Here is a 15,463-nt window from a genome sequence, read left to right as displayed (position 1 = left end):
CTAAATTTTGCAGAATTTCAACGTAAGAATTCAGCTATTAGCGGTCAGCTATTCCTAGGTCATGCTGCGCAAACAGCTTTTTAATAGACATCTCCACCAAATGAGGGAGTAGGGAGTAGGAAGTAGGGAACCCACCCCTCGCCCCTCCCCCTCCCAGGAGGGGAAAAATTGATAATTACTGTGGGATAATTGATTTGATTTTTTATTATTGGAGATGTCTAATGAATGAAGCAAACATTAATTTAATTTATACTGCATTCTCAACCAGATATTCGTACTCTGAAACTTTGATAAAATTGCTTTTTTCTATTTGTAAAGGTAATAAAGCTGATAGCTGATAGCTGACTGCTGTTTGCGCAGCATTCCGCAGGAAATGCTTACATTTCAACTATATTGATACTAGATTTATTATCTAAAGCAACTGTAGGTTAATCTACTGTAATACTAACTTAGGTTTAATTACTAAAGCATGAGTGATCGCTACCCTTTTCTTCTTGCTCGCCAGATAAATTCTTAAGGTAGTAATGTACTCTTTCTCCTAATCCTACTGCTTCTAATATCTCTATGATTTGATGAATAGTTTCTGCCTAAAAATATTGGGGTGAAATTCTCAATAGATTTGCACATTTTGCGTCACATTTATAGCAAGGAATAGGGAACAGCGGTGTTACCCAGCGTCGGCGACAGACGCAAGCAGTCTGAACCCGGTAAGATTTCCTCGTCTTGAAATACTTTCAGCCGAAAAAGTGTTTCATTCTTATTTGAAATTACTATACAATTTAGATTAGCTACTGACTCTCGAATTTGTTGAGTTGTAGAGACGTTCGATTAAACATCTCTACAATCTTTAATATATATTAAATACCATGTCCGGATAATTAAATATAATAAAAATGTTCTCCTCTCAATCTGGAAGGAATATCCCAAACTTCTGCTCCGTTTCCAGTGTTCCCTCTTGAATTTATCGAATAATTAAGGTAAAAATCCTCTCATGAGGAAGGAGAAACAGCGGTCGATCTTCGCAGCTTCCCGCAGGGTGGGATGGCTCCGAAACCTGCGCCATATCCAATCGACCAAGAGAAGAAAAAAATTTCATGATTAGTCAATCCTCTTCTTTTCAAGGAGAGGTCATTATTAATTATTAATTATTAATTATTAATTGTTGAAACCTACCAACTAAGAACTTTATTCTCACTAATTAAGCGGACATGATATAACAAATCAAAAAAAATTATTTGCAATTTCTTTTGTAATCATTAATCAGGACTATCAAATAATACAGTTGTCAAATAATAATCTGTCCATTCAGGCCCAAAAGCTTTTTCCAAGACTCGGCGAGTTTTGTCGTTTTGTCTCTGCTGACTAGAGTAATGGCGTTGAGCTTTAAGAATCTCAAGTTGTTGTTCTGAGGTAACAGGTTTTTGGGCGATCGCTTGTTGGCAATGTATTTCTAGGTAAGATTCCACTATAGATAGAAATTTTTGTTCTTCGTCTAAATCAGTAGGTCGTATGAATAGACAAAATTCTGAAAATATTTCGCCCCATTCAGGGAGTTGGCGAGGATAAGAAAATTCTTTTATTGGTAAGTTTTTAAGTTGGTAATTATAGACTTGTGGCAGTTTCCTTTCTTGATTGAGGGGTGATAGATCGACTACTGCTGCACTTATTTGACCTCTTGCTCCCACTAAATCTGTGCCAAATATAGGTAGGGCATAACTTGTTCTAGGAAACATTACGCAGTGTAATATATCTAAGCTTTGACCTACTTTGGCCAGTTCCAGATGTAGCTTGCGGAACTGGGAGGTTTGATAGCATTTATTTTCTATTGTTAGTTTTTCTCCTTCGAGACGGCCTTCTACATACCCTAGTTCTGCGGGTAGGTAATATGGTTGTAAGTCTAGATAGCGATGCCAAATTGCTTCTATGGTATCTGCTAGTTGGCATATTAAGGAGTGCTGTTGTTCTCGTAGTGATGGAATTGATGTTTTTAACATTCTAGTTATAGGCCAGTTAGGTGTAATTTTACTATATTAGCTTTTTTAGATTTTAGATACTTACTTAATTAGTAGTTTGTATATTCATTAGAATCCCACAATTCTACCTCATTGTCTCAATAAAAATCAGAAATTGAAAGGAGAAATTATTGTAAATAGAAAGTGAGGTGAAAGTTGATAGTGAACTTGGGAAGTATTTTCTTGATTTTGCGAATACTGCGATTGCTATCTAGCATATAACGGTGTTCAAAGTTATTAATTTTTCAATTCTTAACACCATATATTGTTACTTTCCTAAATACTAAATTATGTCCTAATCAGAGTTTGACTTAGATTTTAATTATATAGTAAATATGACTAAAATTTAACCTAGATTTACAATATCAAAGGTATTGAAAAGCTATTCAGTGAAGTTTCGTTAAATTAACTTGCATAGTTAATTAATAGTGCTAAATTAAAAACATGAAGAAGCAAAAAGGCTTCTTTAGCAGATGTCAAAAGTTGAAATAATAACTTAGGAGGTAACAAAAAACTGTTTAACCTGCTCATCATCTGTTCGTTTAGACTCCAACAGCAACCAACGGTGGTTGATATTTCCTAAAATATTTGTAGGGGAGCAATGAATTTTAATTTTTGAAAATTCTAACTCTATTCAATATTGAATAATGTAGAGGAAATTACTCAGCCAAGGAGGTAAAAAAAAGCTGTTTCATTTTAAGTTAATCTCAATACAAAGTCGGAATAACACCCATCTAGAAAGCGAATACTTCCTAAAAATTTGGGATTAGTACAGTGAATTTAAAGCTGTGCATCCAAGACCTAAAGAGGAAAAAAGGAAGTAATAAAGTGAGTATAGGTGGGTGTTATTGTTTGAAAAGATTGACTTAAAAAGATAAAGTAAAGTTTCGTTAAATTGTCTTGTAATAGTTAGTAAAAGTGTTAAATTAGTAATTGAAGCAAGTAATTGCATTAACAACCTCATCTTTTTTGCTCAAAGAGTTATAACTTAATACTGAGTGTTAAGGTTTTGACCGAGAAACAGGTTGTTGTCAACCTTAATTGTTAGTTAAGTAGTTGACATTAAAAATAAGGAGGAAAAAAATACTGTTAACTCTAGTTATCTGTGTGATTCAACAACAGCAACTTCTTTGGCAGAGGCTGATTGTTCCTCAAGTTGTAACAGTAAGGAAGTAAAGATTGCTCAAGTTTAGATTTGAGTTAAACTTCATTTCAAATTCATTAAAACAGAGGAAATAATTTCAGGAACTCAGGAGGTTACAAAGCTGTTAAATCTACGAAAATCTGTCTCCTTAAATAATCAAAAACAACGCCAAAATAGAAAACTAATACTTCCTTAAATGGTAAAAGGGGAGCAATGTAACTAAGATTTATTTCATGACTTAGTGCAACTCCAGAAATAATCCAGAAATTGAAAGAAGTCACTGAGTGAGTAAGACTGAGGCGTTGTTTTTGTTTTGGGTTTCTTACAATTGAAACTTAATTCCATACACGCTCCGATGCTACCAGACATGATATAATTATTAATCTAGGACTTACGCAGTAGAAGGTATTTCCGTCATTGCGACCCATAGGGAAGCAATCTCAAACGTTACTTTTTCGTACCTCATGCGTAAGTCTTGTAATTGAAATATTATTGTCAAATTTAGAGTTTACAATAATAGACATCTCCACAAAATAAACTTACCCTTTCTTTACCATAAGCTAGAGTTGTAGAATTTCCTGACAAAATCATTTTCTATACATTTTTACTTAAAATATATTCCCTATCCCTGTTAAATTTTCCCTACTTTTACAAAAAATCTATATATTTTTCAGAGATGTCTAATATATTTGAGTAGATTCAGAATCAATTGAAATTTTATATAAAGGGATTAGTTTTGAGACAGATGAAGAGCGGAAGTAGATATAAATATCAATATAAATTGCATAATTGGTTACTTATCCAGAAATATAACTAAATGAAAGGAAATGCTTGTGGTGCATAGTAATGTATAGATGTTAGGAGGAATATAATTTTTCTACTACTCGCGCTCAAAGATATTTGAGGGAATCTATATTTAGGAGAATGCCAAGTTTTACTCAACACACTATTACCATGCAAGACCACTAAGGAAATTATAGAGCAAATTTATGTCAAAGAGTTTTGATTCTTTAGAATTGCCTCTTCCGGGGTTTGTTTTCTTCACATTAATTAGTGCATTGTCTTTTATAATACTAATATTCAAAATATATTTTGAGGATATACAAGTAAGTTTGAACTGTGAAAAATTCCCAGCAGTGGGAATAATCAACTGTTACTTAAAAAGAACAAATTTGATGAAAGAAGAAAAACAGATATTGTTGGTATCAGGTGAGTTAAAAGGTGCAAGGTTAAAGACATATCAATATAAAGTTTCAGAAGGACGACCTATCAGAAGAGTAAACAAAACATACTATTGGATTCTTCTTGAAACTCAAATAGGTGACATTTCACTGAAAGGCTCAACTTTAAAAAGTGCAAACTTAAATATAGTTAACCAAATTAATGGTTTTGTAGAGAAACCAGACATCAATTCTCTAGATATACAATTACCCGCTTCTTCTAGATAATGGCTTCTTTTTATTCTAATAAAAACAGGGTTAATTTTTGTTATTTCTGTATTTGTTACTGTGTGGCAAATCATATCTCATTTAAATGGCCAGACTAAATTTATTTCAACGACAGACTATCTGGAATGAGAAAAAACGAGTCCTATTCGCTATGAATATCTCTACGGTGAAATATTCGCTATGTCTGGTGGCAGTGAAGAACATAACTGCATTGTAGGTAATATCTACGCTAGTTTATTGGCGCACTTACGCGGAAGTGAATGTCAAATATTTAGTGCAGATATGAAAGTCAAAATTTCCCTTGCTGAAAACGACTCTGACTTTTTTTATTATCCGGATGTGATGGTAACTTGCGACCCACAAGATACGGAAAAATATTATAAAAGTTATCCTTGTTTAATTGTTGAGGTACTTTCCCTTTCTACTAAAGATATAGACAAACAAGAAAAACTCTTGAATTACCAAAGCTTAGAAAGTTTGCAAGAGTATGTGCTGGTTTCTAAAACAGGAATGAAGGTAGCAATTTATCGTCGATTAGAAGTTGGTTGTTGGTCTGGGGAAATTTTAGGTAAAGAAGATTGTTTAAAGTTAAATTCAGTGGGGTTAACTTTAACAATGACTGATATTTATGATGAGGTTTTGATTGGATAAATATAGTAAATTGCATAACTGTTTGGTTCTACGGATATATCATTGAGTAAAACCAATTTTAAGAGTTAATTTTATGAAAGCAATAATTAAATATTCTCTGGTGTGGGGAGCAACAATTATTAGTATCTGTGGGTTAACTGTGGGGATGGTTAAACCAGTAGTAGGGGAAATTAAACCTGCTGTGGTAGCGCAACAGTCTGGGGAAGTCGAGGAATTTAAGCGACTTTTTCAACAGGCAGAACAGTTATCGGAACAGGGCAAATATAGTGAAGCGATCCCATTGTTAGAACGTATCTTAGTTAGTTTAGAAAGTGCAGGTGCTTCTGAAACCCTTGATGCTGCTATAGTTCTTAATTTTTTAGGTATGCAGCACTATTACCAAGGGAACTACACAGAAGCCTTACCCCTATACCAAAGTTCTCAGGCAATATTAGAGAAAGCATTAGGACTAGACCATCCAGAGGTTGCCGCCAGTCTCAACAACCTGGCAGAACTGTACCGTGACAAAGGGAATCACAAAGAAGCCTTACCTCTATATCAAAGGTCTCTAGCAATCTATGAAAAAGCATTAGGACTAGACCATCCAAAAGTTGCCACTAGCCTCAATAATCTGGCATTACTGTACCAAGACCAAGGGAACTACACAGAAGCCTTACCTCTATACCAAAGGTCTCTAGCAATTTCTGAAAAAGCATTAGGAGCTGACCATCCCCATGTCGCTGCCAGCCTCAACAACTTGGCAAATCTGTACAGTGACCAAGGGAATTACACAGAAGCCTTTCCCTTATTACGAAAGTCTCTAGCGATCAGAGAGAAAACATTAGGAGCTGACCATCCAAAAGTTGCCAGTAGCCTCAACAACTTGGCAAAACTGTACCGTGCCCAAGGAAACTATACAGAAGCCTTACCTCTATACCAAAGGTCGCTGGCAATATTAGAAAAAGCATTAGGAACTAACCATCCACAGGTTGCCACCAGCCTCAACAACCTGGCAGGATTGTACCGTGATCAAGGGAAGTACACAGAAGCCTTACCCCTATTACAAAGGTCTCTGGGAATCTATGAGAAAGTATTAGGAGCTGACTATCCACAGGTTGCCACCAGCCTCAACAACCTGGCAGCATTGTACCGTGACCAAGGGAAGTACACAGAAGCCTTACCCCTATTCCAAAGGTCTCTGGGAATCTATGAGAAAGTATTAGGAGCTGACCATCCAGAGGTTGCCGACACTCTCAACAACCTGGCAGCACTGTACCGTGCCCAAGGAAACTATACAGAAGCCTTACCTCTATACCAAAGGTCTCTGGGAATCTATGAGAAAGCATTAGGAGCTGACCATCCAGAGGTTGCCTCCAGCCTCAACAACCTGGCAGCATTGTACAATACCCAAGGGAAGTATACAGAAGCCTTACCTCTATTGCAAAGGTCTATGACAATCACAGAGAAAGCATTAGGAGCTGACCATCCCTTGGTTGCTACCAGTCTCAATAACCTGGCAGTACTGTACCAAAACCAAGGGAAGTATACAGAAGCCTTACCCTTATTCCAAAGGTCTCTAGCAATCAGAGAGAAAATATTAGGAGCTGACCATCCAAAAGTTGCCTCCAGCCTCAACAACCTGGCAGTACTGTACCAAAACCAAGGGAAGTACACAGAAGCCTTACCCCTATTCCAAAGGTCTCTGACAATCATAGAGAAAGCATTAGGAGCTGACCATCCAGAGGTTGCCTCCAGCCTCAACAACCTGGCAGTACTGTACCAAAACCAAGGGAAGTATACAGAAGCCTTACCCCTATTCCAAAGGTCTCTGACAATCACAGAGAAAGCATTAGGAGCTGACCATCCAGACGTTGCTAACACTCTCAATAACCTGGCAGGACTGTACTTTGCTCAAGGGAACTACACAGAAGCCTTACCCCTATACCAAAGGTCTCTGGCAATCACAGAGAAAGCATTAGGAGCTGACCATCCAGAGGTTGCCGACACTCTCAATATGCTGGCATTAGTATACCAAGCTCAAGGAAATACAACCAGTGCCATCGAATATCGCACTAGAGGAATGGAAGTACAAGAAACCACCCTCACTACCTTCCTCGCCACAGGTTCCGAAAGTCAAAAACAAGCCTCCATGAGAATGCTCTCAAGTTCAACTCACCAAACAATATCCCTACACCTCCAAGACGCACCCAATAACCCCGATGCAGCTAACCTCGCCCTCACTACTATCCTCCGGCGCAAAGGTCGCATCCTCGACTCTACCATCAACTCTCTACAAACCATCCGCGACAACCTCACCCCAGAAAACGAAAAACTACTTGATGACCTGGCAACCACTCGCACTCAACTAACTGCCCTCATCTACAACAAACCAGAAAATCTGCCACTCCAACAATATCGCCAACAAGTAGCCACCCTCAAAGGCAAAGCAGAAAAATTAGAAGCTGACCTTTCATTAGCTAGTACAGCATTTGCTCAGACTACTAAACCAGTAACTATTGAAACAGTACAACAGTTAATTCCTGCTGATACAGCATTGGTGGAAATTATGCAACAAAGCCCTTACGATGCCAAAGCTAATAAATGGAAACAACCCCACTACGCAGTTTACATCATCCATTCCACAGGCACACCCCAATGGCTAGACTTAGGACCAGTAGCACCCATCCATAACACCATCAATGAATTTCGTAATAATTTATCACAACCAGATAGCTCCATCCAAGAAGTTGCCCGTACTTTAGATCAACAAGTAATGGAACCCATCCGTCTACTCTTAGGCAATGCCAAACACATCCTTTTATCTCCAGACTCCCAACTCAACCTCATTCCCTTTGCTGCTCTAGTCGATGAAAACAACCAATATTTAATCCAAAACTATAATATTACCTACCTCACCACCGGACGCGACTTAATTAAACTTGACATTGACTTCCCGAGCAAACAACCACCAATATTAGTTGCCAACCCCGAATATGACACCCCTGGAAATCCTACTTCTGTACGACTTGTTGCTAATAATAAGCGTGGTCACAAAAAACCTACTAGAGATTTAGGTAGTTTTTTATTTGCCCCAGAAAACTTAAGTTTTGGAGCATTATCAGGAACGAAAGCAGAAGTGGAAGCTATTGCACCAATGTTATCAGATGTGACTCTGTTAACTGAGTCTAATGCAACAGAAAATGCTATTAAACAAGTGAATGCACCAGAAATACTCCATATTGCTACCCACGGTTTTTTTCTGGAAGATTTAGAAGAGGTTGCACCACCAATATTGGTAGGGAATTTTAATACTGACATTCCCAACACAGAAACAAATAGATTAGAAAATCCATTGTTACGTTCGGGTATAGCTTTAGCAGGGTTTAATCCTCGTGAAAGTGGTGATGAAGATGGAGTAATGACGGCGTTAGAAATTGCTAATTTGAGTTTGGGGGGTACGAAGTTGGTAGTATTATCTGCTTGCGATACGGGAGTGGGAGATGTGAATGTGGGAGAAGGGGTTTATGGTTTGCGTCGAGCGTTAGCTATTGCAGGTAGTGAAAGTCAGGTGATTAGTTTGTGGCAGGTGGATGATTATGCAACGAAGGATTTTATGGTGAAATATTATCAGCGGGTGTTGGATAATGAGGGGCGATCAGAGGCAATGCGACAGACACAGTTAGAGATGTTGGGAACTGAAGAGTATCAACATCCTTATTATTGGGCATCGTTTATTCCGTCTGGGGAATGGCGGGAGATCGGAAGTCAGAAGTTAGTAGGGGCGAATGGCATTCGCCCGTAAAGAAGTCAGAAGTAATCTTTGACGCTCGTTTGAGCATTTTTATAGATGTCCGCTGCATAACTGGTTATATCATGTCCGGATAATTAGTGATGAAAAAACTTATCATAAGTGCTTAAACAGTAAATCTTTCTATTTTCCCTACTCCCCTACTCCCCACTCCCCCGCTCTCCTACTATTTTAATAATAAGTATTCAACCGGACATGATATAATATGATGTCAGTTAGTATTGTTTGTATAAACCCAAGGGTGAATATATAGAACCCCTGAGTGGTATCTATTTAAAAATAGGAGATGGGGAGATGGGGGGATGGGGAGATGGGGGGATGGGGAGATGGGGAGATAAGAGTATTTTTCTACCTTCAAGGGAAGCTACCAGGTGCGCTATTGGGCGACGTGGGGTCGCATCCGCTTTTTCCCTATTCTCATTCTCGTTCCTGAATTTCCACTGGTTCGCTCAGACTAAGGACGGAAGCCAAAAGCACATACCGCGTCCAAAGATCCGTTTAGGGGTTCTATACAGTAAATTTAGTAAATTTAAGTTTTTTTTCTTGCTATTAAGCCTTCCTACCTGTTTCCTATTCCCTACCTTTGCTATACAATACCGATGTTACCGGATATGGTATAACACCAATTTGAAAAAAGAATTTTACGAATAATAAGTGCAATAAAAAGATTTTGCAGGAAATGTCCCTTTGACAAAAAAGAGAATTTACGACCTGAAAACTGGTATGAAATCTATTAATTCTGACTCCTGAATTCTGGATTCTGGATTCTAATAAATACCCTAGCTATTTGTAGCAAACATTTATCACGCTTGGTATAACACCAGATAAATAAATTTATAAATCAGCTTTTAGCGATCGCCACCCCTAAAAAATTTATATATAGTGTAAACAAGAAATTAATGACACCAAATGTAGAAAAAATGAGATTAAGTCTACCATAGGAAGCTCAATAATTTATATTTGCAGATAGAAACCTAAGCACAATAGTTATTTTTTTGTGCTAATGTAAAATGTGAAAAATCTAACCATACTAATATAGTTGTTGTCTAAAAAATAACGTAGAAAAGAAAGTAAAAACTAGGGTGAATTAACACCAACAGGAATTACGCAAATTGACCTTTAAAGCAGCATCTGTAGGGGCGAATGGCATTCGCCCTCTCTATCTGTAGAGTCTCTGCGTAAGTCCCGATAGACCAAATTAGTTAGAACAAAACTCGGTGAAATATTAGTTTAGTAAAGCTTGACAACTAAAAGTGCGATAACAAAATGATTCCTCAAAAATTGAAACTAAAAAATTTCCTCAGCTATCAGGAAGCAACTCTAGATTTTACGGGTCTGCATACTGCCTGTATTTGCGGACCAAACGGTGCAGGAAAATCTTCTCTATTAGAAGCGATCGCCTGGTCAGTATGGGGAAATAGTCGCGCCGCTACAGAAGATGATATTATCAGTCTGGGGGAAAAGGAAGTGCGGGTAGACTTCACCTTTAGCAGCAACGGTAACATCTACCGTGTTATTCGTGGTCGTCGTCGGGGAAGTTCACCTACTCTAGAATTTCAAATTAGCACTGGTTCCCGGTTTAAAAGTCTTACTCAAAAAGGCGTCCGTGCAACCCAACAAACTATTATCCAACATCTCAAACTCGACTACGACACATTCGTTAACTCAGCATATCTGCGTCAGGGTAGAGCAGATGAATTTATGCTCAAACGTCCTAATGAACGGAAAGAAATTCTCGCCAACCTCCTCAAACTTGACCAATATGACACCCTTGGAGAAAAAGCTAAAGATACTGCTCGGCAATTTAAAGCTAAAGTGGAATTACTCGAACAGACCTTAGAAGTAAACCAAAAGCAACTGGAACAAAAAGAAGCGATCGCTAAACAACAGACTCATCTCCAAACTACCCTCACTCAACTCCAGCAACAACAAGAATGTGATCAAGAACGACTCAAACAACTGCAAACTCAACAAAACCATCGTCTAACCTGGGAAAAACTACTGCACGGACAACAACAACAATATGACAAACTGGTACAAGAATGTTATCGCCTCCAACAGGAACTCAAAACTACCCAACAACAACAAGACGAACTATTAGCAGTTTTGCAACAGGAAAATGAAATTAAAGCTGGATATGCTCATTTCCAAAACTTGCAAACTACCGAAGAGAGTTTATCTGCAAAATTTAGAACTCATCAAAATGCTCTGCACCAGCGTCAACAACTGCAGGAAAAACAACGTCAACAACTTCAAGAAGTACAAAACAAAATTCAGCAACATCAAGCACAGTTAAATTCCCTCAAACAACAGGAACAAGAAAATTTGGATATTTTGAGCAAGCGTGCTGATATTGAAACTGCTCTGACACAACTGCAAACTGCCAGAACAAAATTAAATGAATTAGACAAATTACAAGTGGAAGTTACTCCACTACAGCAACAACGCCAAAAATTACAAACTGAACTGGAACGGGAGCAAGCACGTTTGAGCGCTCGTTTGGAAGAACTCAATTCTAGAGTGCAGCAACTCAGAAAAACTCAACGGCAAAAGCAACCTCAACTACAGACAGCATTACAGGAAGTAGTAGAAGAAATTTCTAAATTAGATAATAAGCGGGTTTATCTGCGACGGGTACAGGAGAAGGGACAGGAAAGACATCATTTTCTCGAACGTTTAGTTCGTAATAAAAAAGACTATGAAACTAGACTGACTGAGTTAGACCAAAAGTTGAAATTATTAAATAAAGGCACCGATAATATTGAAATAGGAGTGACAGAGTACCCACCTTGTCCGTTATGCAACCGTCCCTTAGATGAACATCACTGGAATTTAGTCGTAGACAAACATCAAGGTCAGCAAAAGGAAATTAGAGATTTATTATGGGTGGCACGGGAACAACTAGCTATTTCTGAGCGGGAAATTCAGGTTTTGAGAACCGAATATCGGCAAATAGAGGGAGAGTTAGCTAAATATGATGAGTTACGGGAATGTCGAGGTAGTTTACAAGCGCAGTTAGATAATATTGGTAAAGATGAAACTTTATTGCAAGAGTTAGTAAAGGAAGTCGAGCAGGTAGAGCGATCGCTACAGACGGGAGATTTTGCTGTTAATTTATATGCTGAACTTAGCATTTTAGAGGAAAAAATTAAACTGCTTAATTATGATGACCGGAGTCATAGTTTAGCTAGACAAGAAGAGAAGAAATTAAGGTGGGCAGAAATTAAGTATGGGCAGATTAAAGATGCAGAGACAAAGTTGGGGAAAATTCGCGTTCATCTGCCAGAAATTGAGGAGCAAATAGTTAGTTTAAAGCAGGAGTTGGAGCAGCAAAAACAAACTTCTCATGTACAACAGCAAATTATTGTTATTGAGAGAGAAATTGCTGAAATTGGATATGATTTAGAAGAGCATAATTGTGTGAGATCTGAATTGAGAAAGACACAATTTTGGTTAACTCGTATCGAAAAATTATGTCAGGCTCAAAAACAATATCCCCACCTACTAAAACGAATTAATGAATTGAAAGAAGTTATAGAAAATCAGCAACAAGATTTAGCAGGAATTAAAAGCCAGATTTGTACTTTAAATCAACAGTTAGAACAAACTCCTGATGCCGATGAAAAGATTCTATTTTTAGATAAAAAAATTCAAGACCGTCGTCGGCGATTAGATGAACAGTTGGGAAGTTTAGGAAAAGTGCAACAGCAATTACAACATTTAGAGAAACTGAAAGTTCAAACCAGCCAACAATTAGAACAATTAAAAACTGCTAAACGGCAATATCGAATTTATCAAGAATTATCTTTGGCATTTGGCAAAAAAGGTATTCAAGCGCTAATGATTGAAAATATTTTGCCACAATTAGAAGCAGAAACAAATCAGATTTTAGCAAGATTAAGTGCTAATCAATTACACATTCAATTTGTGACTCAAAAAGCTACAAAAGGAAGTAAAAAAAATAGCAAATGGATAGATACATTAGATATTTTAATTGCAGACACTCAAGGAACAAGACCTTATGAAACTTATTCCGGAGGAGAGGCTTTTCGAGTTAACTTTGCCATTCGTTTAGCATTATCAAAATTGTTGGCACAGCGTTCTGGAACTGCATTACAACTGCTAATTATTGATGAAGGTTTTGGCACTCAAGATGCCGAGGGATGCGACAGATTAATTGCAGCTATTAATGCTATTTCTTCCGATTTTTCCTGTATTTTAACCGTGACTCATATTCCTCATTTTAAAGAAGCTTTTCAGGCGCGAATTGAAGTTAGTAAAACACCCCAAGGTTCTCAAATTATGTTATCTGTTTAAAGAAGGAAGAGGGAAGAGGGAAGAGGGAAGAAGGAAGAAGGGTTCAATAATTAATTATTAATAATTAGACTTGTCGCTTTATAACTTAAAAAATCCCCAAAAGGCTTGTTCTGTAAAGATTGTAGCTATCTGGTGGTAAAAATCATTGGAATTATTGCTCTGTCTAGGTTGGAGCGATTTTTTCCCTCTATTTAGCGACAACTCTATTAATTATTAATTATTAAATAATATCATGTCCGGTAGCATCGGAGCGTGTATAAGATTAAAGTGACAATAGTAGAAAACCTTCTGCCTCCCCCCCCCTTTCAAAGCTATGCTTTATAAGCAAAATTCTTTACAAAAGTGGATAATGCCTATTATCAAAAGCTTACGAGCATTTTGTTGGTTTTACAAGCTTTGACAAATTGACTAACTTGTGTACTCCTAAAAGTTGTTTTTTGTCGTTGCGATCGCAACGACACTAGGAGCTTTCAGAATGTAGTACATCAAATGATATTTTTGTCAAGTTTTATGTTAAGAAAGATGTTTATAAAGCATAGCCTTTCAAAGGGGAGTTGGGGGGATACATAGCTGCCTTCGGACCACCAAAGTCTAATTATTCAACCGGACATGATATTACGCATAAATACTTCTTTGATTGGTTACTCAATCACGGCAGTCATGATTTTCTTCTCAAATTCTGTCTCCTGTCTCCTGTCTCCTGTCTCCTGTCTCCTGTCTCCTGACTCCTGACTCCGCTACAATTACCCCCTTTGCGTAACTTTTATGAGAAAATTAGTCTGATATCTCAGAACTGTAAAAATCAAAACGAACAATTGGACTATGCTACTACAACAAGAAAAGCTGGCTCATATCAACACTATTGCCCATGAAGGCAAAGTCGTTGTTGTGGGAACCGATACTGACGGCAAGATATTCTATACTGTCAAGCAAGATGGTTTTGAAGACTCTTACCTACAGACTCCTGAAGACCAACGCACAGGATGGGAAGATTGGCAAGAGTTGGTATTACCTAACGAAGCAAAGGATGACCAATCTGTTATTGACAAGGAAAAAGAAGAATTAACTCATCAAAAAGATACCAACAAATTTATTCTCCGTTCCAGGTACAGAACTAAAGATGTATCTGCTGCTGCACCAGTCCAATTAATTTCTGGGATGGGACATATTTATATCTTTCGTCAGTCCAAAGCTAATGCTGACGCAACTAAAGCTACTCCCAATACTTTATTAGTAGACCGTTTTGTATTGGATGGCATGACTAACAAATTAGTGCCTAAGTTAGAAGTAAGGTTCAAACGCTCTCGGAAAAAATATGAACCGATTGAGAGTATGAAGAAAAAGGCCGATGGTGGATTGGCTAATATTGATTCTTTGGACTTTCGGGATGCTAATGGTGAGGAATTTCACGAAGCAACTACGGAACTAACTCTAATTAAAAATCTACATCAAGGTTGGTTTTCTGTAGTTTTGGTTCCAACAGATGAACACGATAAATTCCGTTGGCATATTTTTGCCTATAATTCTACAAGGCAGAAATTAGAGTTAACAACAATTCGAGCTTCTGATGAAGGATTGTTTGATATTAAGGACTATACAATATTAGAGTCGAAACCAGAGGCCAAGAATGCTTTAATACCTCGTTCTATTCCCGGAATTATTCACCGGACTTTAGAGATAAGTGGGGTTCAGGTGGCCAATGGACTTTCAGCTACTAAATATAATCTCCAGCGGGAACAGCTAACTAAAGATGGAATGCAGCTTTTGAAAGGTGCTACCAAGATAATGTTGGCAGTTCCTACAGATAAGGGTAATGTGGCAGCTTTGAGTTTTGCAGTGGCCAAAGATGGCACTTTAGCCATGATTGATGAACAAGTAGAACCTACGAAAATTCTCAGAAGTAATAGTCGGGATGTACTACTGCCTTTGAATACTCTGGATGACATTAAAGCAGTGGGAGATTCTACTCCTATATCCGAAGGTTGACTAACTATTGATAATTTGCTAATATTTGCTCACATAAGCTCCTATATGTTAATATAGCATTATGGGTTATGTTCCACTAAGGAAAGCCGTAGAAATACTTGGCTTGCATCCTAACACA

At 37.7% G+C, this 15,463-nt stretch carries 7 protein-coding genes; 6 read left to right on the top strand and 1 reads right to left on the bottom strand.

Going from position 1 to position 15,463, the window contains the following annotated elements:
- Nucleotides 1-1,256 precede the first annotated feature (1,256 nt).
- Nucleotides 1,257-1,994, bottom strand: coding sequence for a phycocyanobilin:ferredoxin oxidoreductase (locus F6K23_RS16360; RefSeq protein WP_293157435.1), 738 nt, complete (start codon nt 1,992-1,994; stop codon nt 1,257-1,259).
- Nucleotides 1,995-4,145: 2,151 nt separating this feature from the next.
- Between F6K23_RS16360 and F6K23_RS16355 the strand changes: the two genes are divergently transcribed.
- The 6 genes from F6K23_RS16355 (at nt 4,146) to F6K23_RS16330 (ending at nt 15,345) form a co-directional block, all read left to right on the top strand.
- The gene (locus F6K23_RS16355; RefSeq protein WP_293157432.1) at nt 4,146-4,604 is read left to right on the top strand and encodes a hypothetical protein; all 459 of its coding nucleotides are present in this window, start codon (nt 4,146-4,148) and stop codon (nt 4,602-4,604) included.
- A gap of 144 nt (nt 4,605-4,748) precedes the next feature.
- Nucleotides 4,749-5,255: a Uma2 family endonuclease gene (locus F6K23_RS16350; RefSeq protein ID WP_367267728.1), complete on the top strand. Its 507-nt coding sequence runs from the start codon at nt 4,749-4,751 to the stop codon at nt 5,253-5,255.
- A 73-nt stretch (nt 5,256-5,328) separates the two neighbouring features.
- Nucleotides 5,329-9,036, top strand: a complete 3,708-nt coding sequence (locus F6K23_RS16345) for a CHAT domain-containing protein (RefSeq protein ID WP_293157429.1) — start codon at nt 5,329-5,331, stop codon at nt 9,034-9,036.
- 292 nt (nt 9,037-9,328) lie between these two features.
- On the top strand, nt 9,329-9,475 hold the full coding sequence (locus F6K23_RS16340; protein WP_293157426.1) for a hypothetical protein: 147 nt from the start codon (nt 9,329-9,331) through the stop codon (nt 9,473-9,475).
- 833 nt (nt 9,476-10,308) lie between these two features.
- Nucleotides 10,309-13,359 (top strand): exonuclease subunit SbcC, encoded by a 3,051-nt coding sequence (gene sbcC / locus F6K23_RS16335; RefSeq protein ID WP_293157423.1) that lies wholly within the window; start codon nt 10,309-10,311, stop codon nt 13,357-13,359.
- 822 nt (nt 13,360-14,181) lie between these two features.
- Nucleotides 14,182-15,345 (top strand): hypothetical protein, encoded by a 1,164-nt coding sequence (locus F6K23_RS16330; RefSeq protein ID WP_293157420.1) that lies wholly within the window; start codon nt 14,182-14,184, stop codon nt 15,343-15,345.
- The last annotated feature ends 118 nt before the right edge of the window (nt 15,346-15,463 follow it).

This window comes from Okeania sp. SIO2C9, from assembly GCF_010672455.1.
Lineage (GTDB): Bacteria > Cyanobacteriota > Cyanobacteriia > Cyanobacteriales > Microcoleaceae > Okeania.
Note: the sequence above shows the minus strand (reverse complement) of the source record. Positions and strands in the feature narration are given on the sequence as shown.